The 17,708-nt window shown below is 55.0% G+C and carries 14 protein-coding genes and 1 riboswitch; of the genes, 6 read left to right on the top strand and 8 right to left on the bottom strand.

Translation table 11 applies throughout. The features are described 5' to 3' along the window. The first annotated feature begins 463 nt into the window (after nt 1-463). The gene (gene purH, locus DEU53_RS22710) at nt 464-2,053 is read left to right on the top strand and encodes a bifunctional phosphoribosylaminoimidazolecarboxamide formyltransferase/IMP cyclohydrolase (protein WP_110868444.1); all 1,590 of its coding nucleotides are present in this window, start codon (nt 464-466) and stop codon (nt 2,051-2,053) included. Between the two features lie 18 nt (nt 2,054-2,071). Then, entirely contained in the window at nt 2,072-3,352 is a 1,281-nt protein-coding gene (purD, locus tag DEU53_RS22705) for a phosphoribosylamine--glycine ligase (protein WP_110868443.1), read from the top strand. 44 nt (nt 3,353-3,396) lie between these two features. Here the strand turns inward: purD and DEU53_RS22700 are convergent, their stop codons facing one another. The 6 genes from DEU53_RS22700 to nudC all read right to left on the bottom strand — a co-directional run bounded on the left by DEU53_RS22700 (nt 3,397) and on the right by nudC (nt 7,796). After that, entirely contained in the window at nt 3,397-4,062 is a 666-nt protein-coding gene (locus DEU53_RS22700) for a DUF1481 domain-containing protein (protein ID WP_101763029.1), read from the bottom strand. A gap of 68 nt (nt 4,063-4,130) precedes the next feature. Continuing rightward, the gene (gene hupA, locus DEU53_RS22695) at nt 4,131-4,403 is read right to left on the bottom strand and encodes a nucleoid-associated protein HU-alpha (RefSeq protein WP_007886275.1); all 273 of its coding nucleotides are present in this window, start codon (nt 4,401-4,403) and stop codon (nt 4,131-4,133) included. 188 nt (nt 4,404-4,591) lie between these two features. After that, on the bottom strand, nt 4,592-5,182 hold the full coding sequence (locus DEU53_RS22690) for a YjaG family protein (RefSeq protein WP_110868442.1): 591 nt from the start codon (nt 5,180-5,182) through the stop codon (nt 4,592-4,594). Nucleotides 5,183-5,244: 62 nt separating this feature from the next. Continuing rightward, complete coding sequence (gene nfi / locus DEU53_RS22685; protein WP_233501847.1) at nt 5,245-5,913, bottom strand: deoxyribonuclease V; 669 nt, start codon at nt 5,911-5,913, stop codon at nt 5,245-5,247. A 2-nt stretch (nt 5,914-5,915) separates the two neighbouring features. Beyond that, on the bottom strand, nt 5,916-6,983 hold the full coding sequence (gene hemE, locus DEU53_RS22680) for a uroporphyrinogen decarboxylase (RefSeq protein WP_101763026.1): 1,068 nt from the start codon (nt 6,981-6,983) through the stop codon (nt 5,916-5,918). Nucleotides 6,984-7,022: 39 nt separating this feature from the next. Beyond that, a complete protein-coding gene (nudC, locus tag DEU53_RS22675; RefSeq protein WP_110868440.1) occupies nt 7,023-7,796 on the bottom strand; it encodes an NAD(+) diphosphatase in 774 nt (257 codons plus the stop codon). Between the two features lie 88 nt (nt 7,797-7,884). Between nudC and rsd the strand changes: the two genes are divergently transcribed. The 3 genes from rsd (at nt 7,885) to thiE (ending at nt 11,384) form a co-directional block, all read left to right on the top strand. Next, the gene (rsd, locus tag DEU53_RS22670) at nt 7,885-8,391 is read left to right on the top strand and encodes a sigma D regulator (protein ID WP_101763024.1); all 507 of its coding nucleotides are present in this window, start codon (nt 7,885-7,887) and stop codon (nt 8,389-8,391) included. A 235-nt stretch (nt 8,392-8,626) separates the two neighbouring features. Further along, nucleotides 8,627-8,727: riboswitch (TPP riboswitch) on the top strand. Between the two features lie 90 nt (nt 8,728-8,817). Then, nucleotides 8,818-10,740: a phosphomethylpyrimidine synthase ThiC gene (gene thiC / locus DEU53_RS22660; protein WP_110868438.1), complete on the top strand. Its 1,923-nt coding sequence runs from the start codon at nt 8,818-8,820 to the stop codon at nt 10,738-10,740. Further along, on the top strand, nt 10,737-11,384 hold the full coding sequence (thiE, locus tag DEU53_RS22655) for a thiamine phosphate synthase (RefSeq protein ID WP_110868437.1): 648 nt from the start codon (nt 10,737-10,739) through the stop codon (nt 11,382-11,384). The genes thiC and thiE overlap by 4 nt, the downstream gene beginning before the upstream one ends. A gap of 153 nt (nt 11,385-11,537) precedes the next feature. Here thiE and DEU53_RS22650 read toward each other — a convergent pair whose 3' ends face one another. Further along, nucleotides 11,538-12,992: a PLP-dependent aminotransferase family protein gene (locus tag DEU53_RS22650; RefSeq protein ID WP_110868436.1), complete on the bottom strand. Its 1,455-nt coding sequence runs from the start codon at nt 12,990-12,992 to the stop codon at nt 11,538-11,540. Nucleotides 12,993-13,167: 175 nt separating this feature from the next. Between DEU53_RS22650 and DEU53_RS22645 the strand changes: the two genes are divergently transcribed. Further along, complete coding sequence (locus tag DEU53_RS22645; protein WP_008108404.1) at nt 13,168-13,356, top strand: DUF1127 domain-containing protein; 189 nt, start codon at nt 13,168-13,170, stop codon at nt 13,354-13,356. A gap of 66 nt (nt 13,357-13,422) precedes the next feature. Here the strand turns inward: DEU53_RS22645 and rpoC are convergent, their stop codons facing one another. Continuing rightward, a complete protein-coding gene (gene rpoC, locus DEU53_RS22640) occupies nt 13,423-17,646 on the bottom strand; it encodes a DNA-directed RNA polymerase subunit beta' (protein WP_101763019.1) in 4,224 nt (1,407 codons plus the stop codon). Nucleotides 17,647-17,708: the final 62 nt, after the last annotated feature.

Here is a 17,708-nt window from a genome sequence, read left to right as displayed (position 1 = left end):
TGCGAACAGCGGCTGAACCGTCTGTCGCGAGGTGGCGTATACTACGCTACTCTCCTTCGGAGTCAAACACTTTTTTCAGCGTTTTCATCCGGCGGAAGTTCTTATCGAATCTTCCTCACCAACACCGCACTTCGTAAACCGTTGTGCCGTGTTGATGGATGCGCATTATAGGGAGTTGTTCTCAGCACGCAACCGCTAAATTCAATAAAAACAACCGTTCGCTGCATTCCACAGCAAAACCCCGCCTTATACGCAGTTACACACAGTGTTATCCACACTCTGCCGCACAAATGAATTTAGGCGAGCATCACGCAAACGTTTTCGCTACAATGCCCGGCGACGTCAAGGATGCCCCTTTTGGGGCGTTACATGAGGCAAGCGTTTCCTTCTATATAGAAGAGAGACACTAAGCTTGATGTAACGCTCTTTATTACGCGAAACAAAGCCAAGGGATAAAACCACCATGCAACAACGTCGTCCTGTACGCCGCGCTCTACTCAGTGTCTCTGACAAAGCCGGTATCCTCGAATTTGCTCAGGCACTCTCCAGTCGTGGTGTTGAGCTGCTCTCCACAGGCGGTACAGCACGTCTGCTGGCAGATGCGGGCTTGCCCGTCACCGAAGTTTCTGACTACACCGGTTTCCCGGAAATGATGGATGGACGCGTCAAAACGCTGCACCCGAAAGTGCATGGCGGCATTTTGGGTCGTCGTGGTCAGGATGATGCGATAATGGCTGAACACGCCATCAACCCAATCGACATGGTGGTCGTCAACCTCTATCCCTTCGCACAAACCGTTGCCAAACCTGATTGCTCATTAGCTGACGCGGTTGAGAACATCGATATCGGTGGCCCAACCATGGTTCGCTCAGCGGCGAAGAACCACAAAGACGTGGCGATCGTGGTGAAGAGCAGCGATTACGAAGCGATCATTGCCGAGCTGGATGCCAACGAAAACTCGCTCACGCTGGAAACGCGTTTCGATCTGGCCATCAAAGCTTTCGAACACACTGCCGCCTACGACAGCATGATCGCCAACTACTTCGGTAGCCTGGTGCCGGCTTATCACAGCGACAGCAAAGAACCGGCTGGCCGCTTCCCGCGCACGCTGAACCTCAACTTCATTAAGAAGCAGGATATGCGTTACGGCGAGAACAGCCATCAAGATGCTGCCTTCTATATAGAAGAGAATGTTGCTGAAGCTTCAGTGGCCACTGCGCGGCAGGTTCAGGGCAAAGCGCTCTCATACAACAATATCGCCGATACCGATGCCGCACTTGAATGCGTGAAAGAGTTCGACGAAGCCGCTTGTGTGATCGTCAAACACGCTAATCCATGCGGCGTGGCAGTTGGTGGTTCGATTCTTGACGCTTACGAGCGTGCCTACAAAACCGATCCTACTTCCGCTTTCGGTGGCATCATCGCCTTTAACCGCGAGCTGGACGAAGCCACCGCGCAGGCGATCATCAGCCGTCAGTTTGTTGAAGTGATCATCGCGCCATCGGCCAGCGAAGCGGCACTGAAAGTTACCGCGGCCAAGCAGAACGTGCGCGTTCTGTTGTGTGGTCAGTGGCAAGGTCGCGTTGCGGCACTGGATTTCAAACGCGTTAACGGCGGCGTGCTGGTTCAGGATCGCGATTTGGGCATGGTCAATGCCAGTCAGCTGCGCGTTGTCAGCAAACGTCAGCCAACTGAGCAGGAACTGCGTGATGCGCTGTTCTGCTGGAAAGTGGCGAAGTTCGTTAAATCCAACGCCATCGTCTACGCACGTGACAACATGACCATCGGCATTGGCGCCGGCCAGATGAGCCGCGTTTACTCGGCCAAAATTGCCGGTATCAAAGCCGGTGACGAAGGTCTGGAAGTGAAAGGGTCCGCGATGGCGTCTGATGCCTTCTTCCCGTTCCGCGACGGTATCGACGCCGCTGCGGCTGTGGGTATCAGTTGCGTGATTCAGCCAGGCGGTTCAATCCGTGATGATGAGGTGATTGCCGCCGCTGATGAGCACGGCATCGCGATGATCTTTACCGACATGCGTCATTTCCGCCATTAATTGTTGGGAGCAGTACAGATGAAAATTTTAGTGATTGGTAATGGCGGACGTGAACACGCGCTGGCATGGAAAGCGGCACAATCGCCACTGGCGGAAACAGTATTTGTCGCGCCTGGCAATGCGGGCACCGCGCTCGAGCCGGCTCTGCAAAACGTGGCAATCAGCGCCACCGACGTTCCCGCGCTACTGGCCTTTGCTCAGCAGGAAAAGATCGATCTGACCATCGTTGGTCCGGAAGCACCGCTGGTGATTGGCGTGGTTGATGCGTTCCGTGCTGCAGGTCTGAAGATCTTTGGCCCAACGCAAGCCGCTGCCCAACTGGAAGGCTCAAAGGCGTTCACCAAAGATTTCCTGGCACGTCAGCAGATTCCAACCGCCGAATACCAGAACTTCACCGAAGTGGAACCTGCGCTGGCGTATCTGCATGAGAAAGGCGCACCGATCGTGATCAAAGCTGACGGTCTGGCGGCCGGTAAAGGCGTGATCGTGGCGATGGAACTGGCGGAAGCGGAAGCCGCTGTGCAGGATATGCTGGCTGGCAATGCGTTCGGCGATGCTGGTCACCGTATCGTGATTGAAGAGTTCCTCGATGGCGAAGAGGCCAGCTTTATCGTGATGGTCGACGGCAACAACGTGCTGCCGATGGCCACCAGCCAGGATCACAAACGTGTCGGCGATGGCGATACCGGTCCAAATACCGGCGGCATGGGCGCGTATTCTCCGGCGCCCGTGGTAACCGATGAGATCCACCAGCGCGTGATGGATCAGATCATCTGGCCAACCGTCAACGGTATGAAAGCAGAAGGCAACATTTATACCGGCTTCCTGTACGCTGGGTTGATGATCGATAAAGCCGGTCAGCCTAAAGTGATCGAATTTAACTGCCGCTTCGGCGATCCGGAAACTCAGCCGATCATGCTGCGCCTGCAGTCGGATCTGGTGGCGCTGTGTCTGGCGGCGACCGACGGTAAACTGGATCAGCAAACCTCGCAGTGGGATCCGCGTCCCTCTCTCGGCGTGGTGTTAGCGGCGGGTGGTTATCCGGGCGATTACAACACGGGCGATCAGATTCACGGTCTGCCGCTGGAAGAAGTACCGGATGGCAAGGTGTTCCATGCTGGCACCACCATGAAGGACGATCTGGTGGTCACCAACGGTGGTCGCGTACTGTGCGTGACCGCACTGGGCGACGATGTTGCCGCTGCGCAGAAGAACGCGTATGCGCTGGCGCAGCATATCTCGTGGGATGGCAGCTTCTGCCGCCGCGATATCGGCTACCGCGCGATTGACCGCAAATAAGTACGCAAAGGGGCACCGCAGGTGCCCCTTCTCTTTTCCACCTGTCAGAAATCACTCTCTTTTGGCTGCCAGCTGCATTCGTCATCCGGCGTAGCACGCAGCAGTTGCACACCTTCCGGCGCTTCCAGCCACGACACCATCAATGGCGCAGCCTGGCTCTGCTGCTGGCGGCCTAGCGTATACAGCGTGTCGCGATCAAAGGCCACATTCACCAGCTTGTCATCGCACTCACGCACCTGATTGCCACCCAGCCAATGGCCCTGACGCAGTAATACACGGCCTGCAAGCAACGCATTGCTCTGATCCAGCATGCGCTGCGCATCGAAGCGATATAGTTCAACGCTATCAGCGCTGACCGCTTCACGTCGCCCCGCCAGCTGGCGCTGCATGAAATTGAGATTGCCCTGATGATCGAAGCGTAAGGTGACATCATCCGGCTGTGCACCCGCGACGCGCCGTTCGACGCTAATCAGCTTCTGCTGCTGCCAATTGTAGTCAGTGGTTTCCATCGCATCGCCATTAAACGGCGTGAAGACCGTACGCAGGTGAACAACTTGATGGTCGCTATTCTTGCGCCAGATGCGCACAGTGCCGCGGTCGGCCAGATAGCCGCTCGCCGTGAAGGCAGGAAGTTCAGGAGTGGAGCTACAGCCCGTCAGCAGCGCACCAAATAACAGGGCGCAAACGCGCTGAGGAATTGAATTCAGCATGGCAGGTCCCGGCAACAAAAAGGGGCGCTAACGCCCCCTCTTTTAAAGCTAAACCGCAATGCGGAAACTTACTTAACAGCGTCTTTCAGAGCTTTGCCTGAAACGAACGCTGGCACGTTAGCTGCTGCAATTTTGATCTCTTTGCCAGTCTGCGGGTTGCGACCGGTACGCTCAGCGCGGTGGTTCACTTTAAAAGTACCAAAACCAACCAGTTGTACAGCATCACCTTCTTTCAGAGACTCAGTGATCGCAGCCAGGGTAGATTCCAGCGCAGTCTTAGCCTGGGTTTTAGACAGGTCAGCTTTCTCTGCGATCACATCAATCAGTTGAGTCTTGTTCATAAGTTATCCTTAAAGTGTATTTATCGCTTGCTAAGCAACGAGTGCGAGGGAAAAGCCATTCTCAGACCTTGTTCAGCCGGCACGCACCGATAGCCACAATTTTCAGCCCCCCAAATGTAGACCAGACTGGGGGCTGATGTGAAGCCTCCAGGCGCGGTAATTCGGGCCTGAAGTCACGTTTTCTTGCCTTATTGCTGAAAAAGTATACCGATGTTACTGATTCCCGCTTCGCGCAGGTCTGCACGCAGGCCTTTAATCAATTCCAGGTCTCGCTCCTCGCACTCTGACAGCAGGCGGAAAATCTCCCACTGCAGGTCCCATTCATCGATGACAGCCTGATTTCCGCGCAGCTCTTCGTCGGTCATTTCGCGACCGGCCTGCGTCATTTCCAGAATCGCTACGGTGGTGATCGATGTACGGCTGACTTCAACGGCGTGCTCAAGCGTTTCGCCGCTGAGCTGTGCATGCAGCAGTTCACTCAAGGCCACGCAGGCATCAATCGCCGGATGAACACCGTAAACCTCAAAATCGTCACCATCAGGGATCGCCGCTTCAAATTTCTCCAGCTGACCGTCGAAATTGATTTTGGCATCTTTGACCGTCAGGCTTTCCCAGATGAGATCGAGGATGCGGCGATAGAGTTGCGGATCGGCGAATGCGGTCTGCTGACAAAAAGCCCAATAGTTGGGGAACATACGCTCGCAAAGGCAGGCCATGAAAGTCATATGCTGCCAGCTTTCAAGCTTCGCCAGACGCAAATGGACGGGATTCTGTAACATCAAACTTACTCTCAATAGGTTAGCTGGCGGCAGTGTACCGCAAAAGCCGGGCACAAACAGCGTTAAGGCGTGTTTTGCCAGCGCAGAAAGGCCGGGCGTCCGGAGGCGACAGCATCCGCCCAACGCGTCGGTTCCGGCAAACGATAGCCCGCAGTACAGGCTTCCACCCATTGCAATGCGCTATCCAGGCTGACGCGATGGCCGGTCGAGATAAACAGCGGATTACAGCGCGCTTTACTGCGCCATACCCAGCCAATCTGTTCGCCTTTGTCGAGCAGCGGCTGACGGCTGCCTGGCTCGGCGTCCAGCTCAGCAAAACGTCCACACAAACGCTTCTTCGCCACGCCAATGGTGGGCACATCCACCAGCGAACCGAAATGCGCCGCCACGCCAAGCCGACGGGGATGGGAAATACCGTGTCCATCGACAAACAGCAGATCGGGCAACTGGGAGAGCTGCTGCCAGGCTTCCAGCAGCGCTGGCATTTCGCGGAAGGATAAGAAGCCCGGAATATAGGGCATGGCGGTGGCCACGCGCGCAATGCGGTGTTCCACCAGCTTTAAGGATGGATACTCGAGGATGACCAGAGCCGCGCGCGTGATCTCGCCGCCCTGTTCAAATCCCACGTCGGCACCACCAAGAAAGCGTGGCGGCAGCACATCGAAATCATCCTGCCGTACCACATCAGCAGCGCGCTGTAATTGTTCCTGGCGTAGTGCGGCTAAATCCATCATCAGCCCTGATGATACGGACGTGACAGACGATGCACCGCTTCAACAAACGCACCAGCATGCTCAGGCGGCACATCAGGATGGATGCCGTGGCCCAGGTTAAACACGTGACCTTCGCCAGTGCCAAAACCTTCGAGAATCCCGGCGACTTCCTGCTCAATGCGCGCAGGCGGTGCATACAGCATGGAAGGATCCATGTTGCCCTGCAGCGCCACTTTATCACCCACGCGACGACGCGCATCGGCGATATCGGTGGTCCAGTCGAGTCCCAGCGCATCGCAGCCGGTCGCCGCTATCGCTTCCAGCCATTGGCCGCCACCTTTAGTGAACAGCGTAATAGGAACGCGGCGACCTTCATTCTCATGCAGCACGCTATCGACGATTTTATGCATGTAATAGAGCGAGAATTCGCGATAGTCGCGTCCGGTCAGCACGCCGCCCCATGTGTCGAACACCATGACCGACTGCGCGCCAGCTTTGATCTGCGCATTGAGATAAAGAATCACGCTATCTGCCAGCTTATCCAGCAGCTTGTGCAGGGTTTGCGGCTCGGCGTACATCATCTTTTTAATTTTGGTGAACGCTTTGCTGCTGCCGCCTTCAACCATGTAGGTTGCCAGCGTCCACGGGCTGCCGGAGAAACCGATCAGCGGCACTTCGCCTTTCAGGTTGTGACGAATGGTACGCACCGCGTTCATCACATAACCGAGCTCTTGCTCTGGATCCGGCACTGGCAGCTTGTCGACATCCGCACGGCAGGTGATCGGATTGGAGAAACGCGGGCCTTCGCCGGTCTCAAAGTAGAGCCCAAGTCCCATCGCATCCGGAATGGTGAGGATATCGCTGAAGAGAATTGCCGCATCCAGCGCATAGCGACGCAGCGGTTGCAGCGTGACTTCACACGCCAGCTCAGCATTCTTACACAGCGACATAAAATCACCGGCTTCAGCGCGCGTGGCTTTGTACTCCGGCAAATAACGCCCGGCTTGTCGCATCATCCATACCGGTGTGACATCTACCGGCTGACGTAACAGGGCGCGCAGATAACGATCGTTCTTCAGTTCACTCATAATGGGCTCTCTCATGCTAAGGCCAGCAGTGTAGCATTTTCACGCCGCGCTGGCGCGGCACAGGGCAACGGTATCTTCAATCAGGCGACGCGCCACCGTGCCGGGCGGCGGCAACAGCGGCAGATCGTCGTAGCGATACCAGCCGGCATCCAGCAGCTCTTTGCCGTCGTGTTGCAGATCGCCGCCGTCATATTCCGCCATATACGCCATCATCAGAGAGTGCGGGAACGGCCACGGCTGCGAGGTAACGTAACGCACGTTTTTCACCCGCACGTTGCTCTCCTCCATCACTTCCCGCGCCACCGCTTGTTCTAAGGTTTCGCCCACTTCGACAAAGCCCGCCAGCACGGTGTAGATATTGTTACGATGACGCGCATGATTGGCGAGCAGGATCTCATCGCCACGGCGGATAGCCACGATGATGCACGGCGCAATTTGCGGGTAATAACGCTCGCGGCAGTGATTGCACAAGCAGGCAAATTCGCGTTTGCTGATGTGCATCTCATGGCCGCAATAGCCGCACCAGCGATGCGAGCGGTAAAACTCCGCCAGCTGCACGCCACGTCCGGCGATTTGGAACAGGCCGACATCCTCATCAATCAGTTGGCGCACGGAGCCCATGCTGTCCGGACGCGATTCACGTACCAGCCAGACATTCTCGCCCTGCCACTCGCCGATCAAAATCGCGTTGCTGCCGCTGAGGCCAAAATCGCTGGCTAAGCCATGCGGCAATTCGCCCTGCGGCAACCAAAGTTTTTGCTCATGGCTGACAACCCACCATCCAGCGTCTAAGCTTGAGATCTCACGTTGCATCTTAATCGTTGTCCTTAGCGTCAAATCGCACGCTGAAATCCTAATATTAAGTGTGTAATAAACAACTATAACCTACCTGGAGCCCCATATGCTTAACCAGTTAGATAACCTGACAGAGCGTGTAGGCGGCGGAAATGAATTGGTTGATTCATGGCTGCGCGCCCGTCGACAGCTGCTCGTCACTTACTACGAGCTTATTGGCATGAAGCCACAAAAAGATGCGTTATCCACGCTGGATGAACAGGCGCTGGACGCATTTTGTCACAACCTGGTGGATTACCTTTCCACCGGCCATTTCAGCGTGTATGAACACATCATTAGTGAGATGCAGGGTGATAGCCCCTTATTCGTCGCTGCGCAGATTTACCCGGCACTGGAGGCGAATACCGATCGCATCATGCAGCTCTACGATAGCCATCTGCAGCAAGCGATTAACGATGATAATTGCGTGGATTTTCAAACCGCGCTCTCCGAAGTCGGCGAGGTGCTGGAATCGCGCTTCACGCTGGAAGATAAGCTGGTGCAACTCGCCTGGGACAACCAGCTGGCGCTTCCGCCGGTTGCCAACGACAGCGCCATTGCCCGCCCGGCTTAGAACCCCGAAGATGTAAAAAACTTGTTATTCAAGAAAAGCCCTCTTATGCTAAATGGGCTTTTTTATTGTCTTCTTTAACGACAATCAAAAGGCAAATTTTGCGGTTTAAGCGTAGCGTGCGCAGCCAGTTTGCAATCGGACAGCGCGCAGGGACCGGAGCGTACACGTAGTACGTGACGGTCACGAGCACTGCCCAGGTGCAAAATGGCAAGCAAAGTAGCTTAAACCACAAAACACCAACTTGTCGGAGTGCCCTCTAGGGCTGAGACCGTTAATTCGGGATCCGCGGAACCTGATCAGGTTAGTACCTGCGAAGGGAACAAGAGTAGACATTATCAGCACGGTGCATGCTGGCGCCCGGCACCGTATCTGTTACTCCTTCCGAACTCTGGACAAGCAACTTCCAACCTTTACCGGAAACTTGCTATGTCTGCTAAAACTTCTCGTCGTGAACAACGCGCTCAGGCGCAAGAATTTATCGATTCCCTGCAGGGAACCGCTTTCCCCAACTCCAAACGTATCTGGATCACCGGCAGCCGCGCGGATATTCGCGTGCCGATGCGTGAGATACAGCTCAGTCCAACGCACATAGGCGGCAGCAAAGAGAATCCGCACTATGAGCCAAATGAAGCGGTACCGGTTTACGACACCGCCGGGGCTTATGGCGATCCTCAAGCCACCATTAATGTGCATCAGGGACTCGACAGGCTGCGTGCCAATTGGATCGAAGAACGTGACGACAGCGAAACCATCCACCAGCTGAGTTCCCGTTACACGCAGCAGCGTCTGGCGGATGAAGGCCTGGACCATCTGCGTTTTGAGCAGCTGCCGCAACCGCGCCGTGCCAAAGCGGGTCGCCGGGTTACCCAACTGCACTATGCGCGTCAGGGCATCATCACGCCGGAGATGGAGTTTATCGCGCTGCGTGAAAACATGGGCCGCGAGCGTATTCGCGGTGAAGTGCTGTTACAGCAGCATCCGGGTCACAGCTTTGGTGCCAATCTGCCAGAAAATATCACCGCGGAATTTGTCCGTCAGGAAGTCGCCAGCGGCCGCGCCATCATCCCTTCGAACATCAACCATCCCGAATCCGAACCGATGATTATCGGCCGCAACTTCCTGGTGAAAGTGAATGCCAACATTGGCAACTCTGCGGTGAGCTCATCTATTGAAGAGGAAGTGGAGAAGCTGGTGTGGTCAACGCGCTGGGGCGCAGACACTGTGATGGATCTCTCAACCGGCCGCTATATCCATGAAACGCGTGAGTGGATTTTGCGCAATAGTCCGGTGCCGATTGGTACGGTGCCGATTTATCAGGCGCTGGAGAAAGTGAACGGCATTGCAGAAGATCTCAACTGGGAGATTTTCCGCGACACGCTGCTGGAGCAGGCGGAACAAGGCGTTGACTACTTCACTATTCACGCTGGCGTGCTGCTGCGCTATGTGCCGATGACGGCCAAACGCCTGACCGGCATTGTGTCGCGCGGTGGCTCGATTATGGCGAAATGGTGCCTGTCGCATCACACCGAAAGTTTCCTCTATCTTCACTTCCGCGAGATTTGTGAAATTTGTGCCGCCTACGATGTGGCGTTGTCGCTCGGCGACGGCCTGCGTCCCGGCTCGATTCAGGATGCCAACGATGAGGCGCAATTTGCCGAACTGCATACGCTGGGCGAACTGACCAAAATCGCCTGGGAATACGATGTGCAGGTGATGATTGAAGGTCCGGGCCATGTGCCCATGCAGATGATTCGACGCAATATGACCGAACAGCTTGAGCATTGTCACGAAGCCCCGTTTTACACGCTTGGCCCGCTCACCACCGATATCGCGCCCGGCTATGACCATTTCACTTCCGGCATCGGCGCGGCCATGATTGGCTGGTTCGGCTGCGCCATGCTGTGTTACGTGACGCCGAAAGAGCACCTCGGTTTGCCGAACAAAGAGGATGTGAAGCAAGGGCTGATCACCTACAAGATCGCTGCGCACGCGGCGGATCTGGCAAAAGGTCATCCCGGTGCGCAGATCCGTGACAATGCGATGTCGAAAGCGCGTTTTGAATTCCGCTGGGAAGATCAGTTCAATCTGGCGCTCGATCCGCACACCGCACGCGCCTATCACGATGAAACCCTGCCGCAGGAATCAGGAAAAGTAGCGCACTTCTGCTCGATGTGCGGCCCGAAATTCTGCTCGATGAAAATTACCCAGGAAGTGCGTGAGTTTGCCGCCCGCCAACAGGCTGAAGCCCAGCCGATTGAGATGGGTATGGCGCAAATGTCGGACGCCTTCCGCAATCGTGGCGTCGAGATCTATCACGCTGCCGATACCCTTAAAGAGGAAAATGTATGACCGACGCCTTTCCTGCCACAGCCTCAAAGCTGGGGCTGTATCCGGTTGTTGATAGCGTGGAATGGATCGCACGCTTGCTGGAAGCCGGTGTGCGCACCATACAGCTGCGCATCAAAGATTGTGAAGATTACGAGGTTGAAGATGCGGTGCGCGAGGCGATTGCACTCGGCAAACAGTATCGCGCTCGCCTGTTTATCAATGATTACTGGCGCTTAGCCATTAAATATCATGCTTATGGCGTGCACCTCGGCCAGGAAGATCTCGATGTAGCCGATCTGGCGGCCATTCGTGAGGCGGGATTGCGCCTGGGTTTATCGACGCATGACGATGCCGAGTTAGATCGGGCTTTGGCGCTGCGCCCTTCTTACATTGCGCTTGGCCACATCTATCCTACGCAAACCAAAGATATGCCTTCTGCGCCGCAAGGCGTGGTGGAATTGAAACGCCACCTGGCGCGTTTGCAGAATGTGCCAACCGTGGCGATTGGCGGTATTTCTCTGGCGCGCGTGCCGGAAGTGCTGGCTACCGGCGTGGGCAGCATTGCGGTGGTGAGCGCGATTACCCAAGCCGCCGACTGGCGCGCAGCAACGCAGCAGTTACTGTCACTGGTGGAAAATGGAATCGAACCTGCAGAAGCAGTGTAATGCGCGGCAAGTAAAGATGAAACGCTGGAATCTGCCGCGCAGCAGCGTGATGTAGGGGCTGGCGTCATTTCCTGATAAGACTAAAGTGTGCCTGCCCGCTGTCGCTTGCAGCGGGCCAGGGCTGGTCTCAACCTCTCCCAGCCCTGCCTTTCTTCACGTGATCAGGGAGGAGGTATGCACGGATTCATGACTACAAGCCAGCATGGCACGTTCTACCGCTGCGCCGAGTTGAGCTATCGCCTGCTCTGTGTGCTCATTCATTGGCAAACCATAATTCAGGCGCAAGCAGTTGCGATACTTACCCGAGGCCGAAAACAGCGAGCCTACGGCAACCTGCATGTTCAGCTCACGCAATTCGGTATTGAGCCTGACCGCGTCAAATGCCTCTGGCAATTCAATCCACATCAGGAAACTGCCCTGCGGACGCGACACACAAATCCCACACGGAAAGTAGTGGCGTACCCAGCAGCTAAAGGTTTCATAATTGCGTTGATATACCTGACGCATGCGCCGCAAATGCGGCAGATAATGACCAAGACGAATAAACTCGGCGACCGCATGTTGCGGCTGTGTGGCCGTCGATCCGGTGCTGATATATTTCATATGCAGCACGCGATCGCGATAGCGTCCCGGCGCCACCCAACCGACACGCAGCCCCGGCGCCAGCGTCTTGGAGAAGGAACTGCACAGCAATACCCGTCCATCGTGATCCAACGACTTAAGGGTAACCGGACGCGGATACTCCCACGCCAGCTCGCCGTACACATCGTCTTCAATAATCGCGGCATCGAAACGCTGTGCCAGCGTCACCAGCGCACGTTTGCGAGATTCCGGCATGATAAAGCCCAGCGGATTATTGCAGTTTGGCACCACCACAACCGCTTTAATCGGCCACTGTTCGAACGCAAGTTCCAGCGCTTCCAGGCTGATGCCGGTGACCGAATCGGTAGGAATCTCAATGGCGCGAATGCCGAAGCCGCGCAGAGTTTGCATGGTGCCGTGGAAAGTCGGCGACTCCACCGCAATGATGTCACCAGCCTGACATATCGCACGAATCGAGATCGACAACGCTTCATGGCAGCCGGTGGTGATCACGATATCGTCTGCCGTGAGCTGACAACCGCTGTCGATCGTCAGACGCGCAACCTGTTCGCGCAGTGCCGCGACACCCAGCAAACTGTCATAGTTGAGCTGATCGATATCCTGCTTCTGCGCCATACGGCTTTGAATTTTCCACAGCGGTTTCAACGTGGGCTGGGTCAGATCGGGCATACCGCTGCCGAGTTGCAACACATCGTTATTAATTCGGCTGCTGAGCAACTCCAGCACCGATTCCCACTGCGTGATTTCCACCGGACGCTGTGCAGGTCGGGTGATGGCCGGCATCGGCGGCGTCGCTTTGCGTGTTGCAACGAAATATCCGGAACGTGGCTGCGGCACAATCAGCTGTTTCTCTTCCAGCAGATGATATGCCTGCTGAACGGTGCTGATACTCACGCCGTGTTCAAGACTCAGCGTGCGCACCGACGGCAAGCGCTCGCCGCTGCGGTACAGCCCTTGCTCTATACGATCCGAAAGCAAACATGCTAAATGTTGGTAGCGCGTCATCGTATGCCTCACTCAGCCATCAATCATAATAAACCAGTACAGATAGACCTCATTATTACCATTCAGATCCACTTCAAGGCAATCTGTATGTTAAAGATAAGTGTTTTTTGCGTCTGTATCATAATGCGAAGAAATCAGACAATGCTTCTCAGGCAACCTACTGAGGGCAAGGATTATGGAATTCGATCAAAACCGCGCGGCTAAACCTTTTGACGTCACTTTACTGGATATCTTCCGCGGCGCAGTGCGTATGGTTAAACACTGGAAAGCACGGCGTGAAACTCACCGCATCCTGTCAAAACTGAGTGATAACCAGCTGCGTGATATCGGACTGACACGCGAAGATGTCTGCCGCAAGTTCTGACAAAATGAAGACGAAAAAAAACCCTGCCGAAGCAGGGTTTTTTATTGGTCAGCTTTAGCAGACGAATTACTCGTCGTCGCTTCCGCCCAGACCGGCGTTAAGCAATTCTGCCAGGCTTGCAGAGGCTTCATCCGCAGTGACCTGCGGTGCAACCGGTGCTTCGCCCGCAGAGCGGCGACGCATACGATCCTGGTGATAAGCATAACCGGTACCGGCTGGGATCAGACGACCCACGATGACGTTCTCTTTCAGGCCGCGCAGTTCATCACGCTTACCTGCAACTGCTGCTTCGGTCAGGACACGCGTGGTCTCCTGGAACGATGCTGCAGAGATGAACGATTCGGTTGCCAGTGACGCTTTGGTGATACCCAGCAGATCGCGCATGAATGTTGCGCCGATTTTGCCATTCGCTTCAAGTTCACGGTTAGAGATCTTGATGCGTGAGTATTCAGCCTGCTCACCTTCCAGGAAGTCGGTGCTTCCCACGCTCGAGATGGTTGCTTTACGCAGCATCTGACGAACGATGACTTCGATGTGTTTATCGTTAATCTTAACGCCTTGCAGACGGTAAACTTCCTGCACTTCGTTAGTGATGTAACGGGTCACAGCATGGACGCCACGCAGACGCAGGATGTCGTGCGGAGACTCTGGGCCGTCAGATACGACGTCACCACGTTCTACGCGCTCACCTTCGAATACGTTAAGCTGACGCCATTTTGGAATCATCTCTTCGTACGGATCGCTACCATCAACCGGCGTAATCACCAGACGACGCTTACCTTTGGTCTCTTTACCGAAGGAGATGATACCGCTGATCTCCGCCAGGATTGCTGGCTCTTTCGGACGACGCGCTTCGAACAAGTCAGCAACGCGCGGCAGACCACCGGTAATATCCTTGGTACCGCCAGACTCCTGCGGAACACGCGACAGCGTGTCACCGGCACTGATCTTAACGCCATCTTCCAGCTGAACAATTGCTTTGCCCGGCAGGAAGTACTGTGCTGGCATGTCGGTACCTGGAATCAAAACATCATTTCCGTTGGCATCAACAATTTTCAGCGCAGGACGCAGATCTTTACCACCCGCAGTACGTTCTGCAGAATCCAGAACCACCAGCGATGACAGACCGGTTAAGTCGTCAGTCTGACGCGTAATGGTCTGACCGTCGATCATGTCAGTGAAGCGAATGAAACCGCCCACTTCGGTGATGACCGGCATGGTATGCGGATCCCAGTTTGCTACGGTTTCGCCCGCGGCAACCTGCTCGCCATCACCTTTAGCCATGACCGCACCGTAAGGTACTTTATAGCTCTCTTTGGTACGACCGAACTCGTCGATCATCTTCAGCTCAACGTTACGTGAAACGATAACCAGTTTCCCTGAGGAGTTGGTTACAGACTTCGCGTTGGTCAGCTTGATAGTACCTTTGTTCTTCACCTGGATGCTGGATTCAGCAGCCGCACGAGATGCCGCACCACCGATGTGGAACGTACGCATTGTCAGCTGTGTACCCGGCTCACCGATGGACTGTGCTGCGATAACACCGATGGCCTCACCTTTGTTGATGATGTGACCACGTGCCAGATCGCGACCGTAGCAGTGTGCACACACACCGAAGTCGGTTTCACAGCCAACAACCGAGCGCACTTTAATCGCATCGACTGAATTCAGTTCGATCACATCACACCAGTGTTCATCGATCAGGGTGTTACGCGGGATCAGGATGTCCGCAGTGCCTGGCTTCAGAACGTCTTCAGCCGTTACACGACCCAGTACACGCTCACGCAGCGGCTCTTTAACGTCGCCACCTTCGATGACTGGAGTCATCATGATGCCTTCGAACGTGCCGCAGTCATCTTCGGTAACAACCAGATCCTGCGCTACGTCGACCAGACGACGCGTCAGATAACCGGAGTTAGCAGTTTTCAGTGCGGTATCCGCCAGACCTTTACGCGCACCGTGCGTGGAGATGAAGTACTGGAGTACGTTCAGACCTTCACGGAAGTTCGCGGTGATCGGCGTTTCGATGATTGAGCCATCTGGCTTAGCCATCAGACCACGCATACCGGCCAGCTGACGAATCTGTGCAGCAGAACCACGCGCACCGGAGTCGGCCATCATGTAGATGCTGTTGAACGATACCTGCTGCTCTTCTTCGCCATCACGGTTGATTACGGTTTCAGTTTGCAGGTTATCCATCATCGCTTTGGAAACGCGTTCGTTAGCGGCGGCCCAAATATCGATAACTTTGTTGTAACGTTCGCCAGCAGTTACCAGACCAGACTGGAACTGTTCCTGAATCTCAGCAACTTCCGCTTCCGCTTCGGCTACGATTTCCGCTTTCTTCGCTGGGATGACCATGTCGTCGATACCTACAGAGGCACCTGAACGGGCTGCGTAAGCAAAACCGGTGTACATAGTTTGGTCAGCAAAGATAACGGTCGGCTTCAGACCAAGAATGCGGTAACAGGTGTTCAGCATCTTGGAAATGGCTTTCTTACCCAGCGCCTGGTTGACGATGGAGTAAGGCAGGCCTTTCGGAACGATCATCCACAGAATCGCACGACCAATGGTGGTGTCGATAATGCTGGTTTTCGCAACGAACTCTTCCTGCTCGTTCTTGGTGTATTCAGTGATACGCACTTTAACGCGTGCATGCAGCTCGGCCAGGCCAGCGCGATAAACACGCTCAGCTTCTTTCGGGCCAGTCAGCACCATGCCTTCGCCTTTGGCGTTCACTTTGTCGCGGGTCATGTAGTACAGACCCAAAACAACGTCCTGTGAAGGAACGATGATTGGCTCGCCGTTCGCTGGTGACAGAATGTTGTTGGTCGACATCATCAGCGCACGCGCTTCCAGCTGGGCTTCCAGCGTCAGCGGTACGTGAACAGCCATCTGGTCACCATCGAAGTCGGCGTTATATGCCGCACAAACCAGCGGGTGCAGCTGGATCGCTTTACCTTCGATCAGAACCGGTTCAAACGCCTGGATACCCAAACGGTGCAGAGTTGGTGCACGGTTCAGCAGTACCGGGTGTTCGCGGATCACTTCGTCCAGGATATCCCAAACGACAGCCTCTTCGCGCTCAACCATTTTCTTAGCGGCTTTGATAGTGGTGGCCAGGCCACGCAGTTCCAACTTGCCGTAGATGAACGGTTTGAACAGCTCAAGAGCCATTTTCTTCGGCAGACCGCACTGATGCAGACGCAGGTATGGACCAACGGTGATAACTGAACGGCCAGAGTAGTCAACACGTTTACCCAACAGGTTCTGACGGAAACGACCCTGCTTACCTTTGATCATGTCTGCCAGAGATTTCAGCGGACGCTTGTTCGAGCCAGTGATGGCGCGACCGCGACGGCCGTTATCCAGCAGTGCATCAACCGCTTCCTGCAACATACGTTTTTCGTTACGTACGATGATATCTGGCGCAGCCAGATCCAGCAGGCGTTTCAGACGGTTGTTACGGTTGATCACGCGACGATACAGATCGTTCAGATCCGACGTTGCGAAACGACCACCGTCCAGCGGTACCAGCGGACGCAGATCTGGCGGCAGAACCGGCAGAACAGTCAGGATCATCCACTCTGGCTTGTTACCAGACTGAACGAACGCTTCCAGCAGCTTGATACGCTTGGTCAGCTTTTTACGTTTGGTCTCGGAGTTGGTCTCGTTCAGCTCTTCACGCAGCTGCTCGCACTCTTGCTCCAGATCCATGTTTTTCAGCAGCGCCTGGATAGCTTCCGCACCCATCTTCGCGTCAAATTCGTCACCGAACTCTTCCAGCGCGTCAAGATACTGCTCTTCCGTCAAAATCTGACGTTTTTCCAGATTGGTCATGCCGCCTTCGATAACCACATAAGATTCGAAGTACAGCACGCGCTCGATATCACGCAGTGGCATATCCAGCAGCAAGCCGATACGCGAAGGCAGTGATTTCAGGAACCAAATGTGCGCAGTCGGTGAAGCCAGCTCAATGTGGCCCATGCGCTCACGACGTACTTTGGTCTGTGTAACTTCAACGCCACACTTCTCACAGATCACGCCGCGATGTTTTAAACGCTTGTACTTACCGCACAGGCATTCGTAGTCTTTTACCGGTCCAAAAATACGGGCACAGAAAAGACCGTCACGCTCAGGCTTGAAGGTACGGTAGTTAATGGTTTCCGGCTTTTTAACTTCACCAAAAGACCATGAACGGATCATGTCTGGCGAGGCCAGAGCAATTTTGATCGCATCAAACTCTTCGGTCTTAGTTTGCGCTTTCAGAAACTTAAGTAAGTCTTTCACGGATTAGCTCCCGTCGGAGTGGAACTCTCAGGGACGCGCACCCGAAGTGCACGTCCCGTAAC

Origin of the sequence: Pantoea sp. AG1095 (assembly GCF_003208415.1) — a bacterium.
Classification (GTDB): Bacteria; Pseudomonadota; Gammaproteobacteria; order Enterobacterales; family Enterobacteriaceae; genus Pantoea; species Pantoea leporis.
Note: the sequence above shows the minus strand (reverse complement) of the source record. Positions and strands in the feature narration are given on the sequence as shown.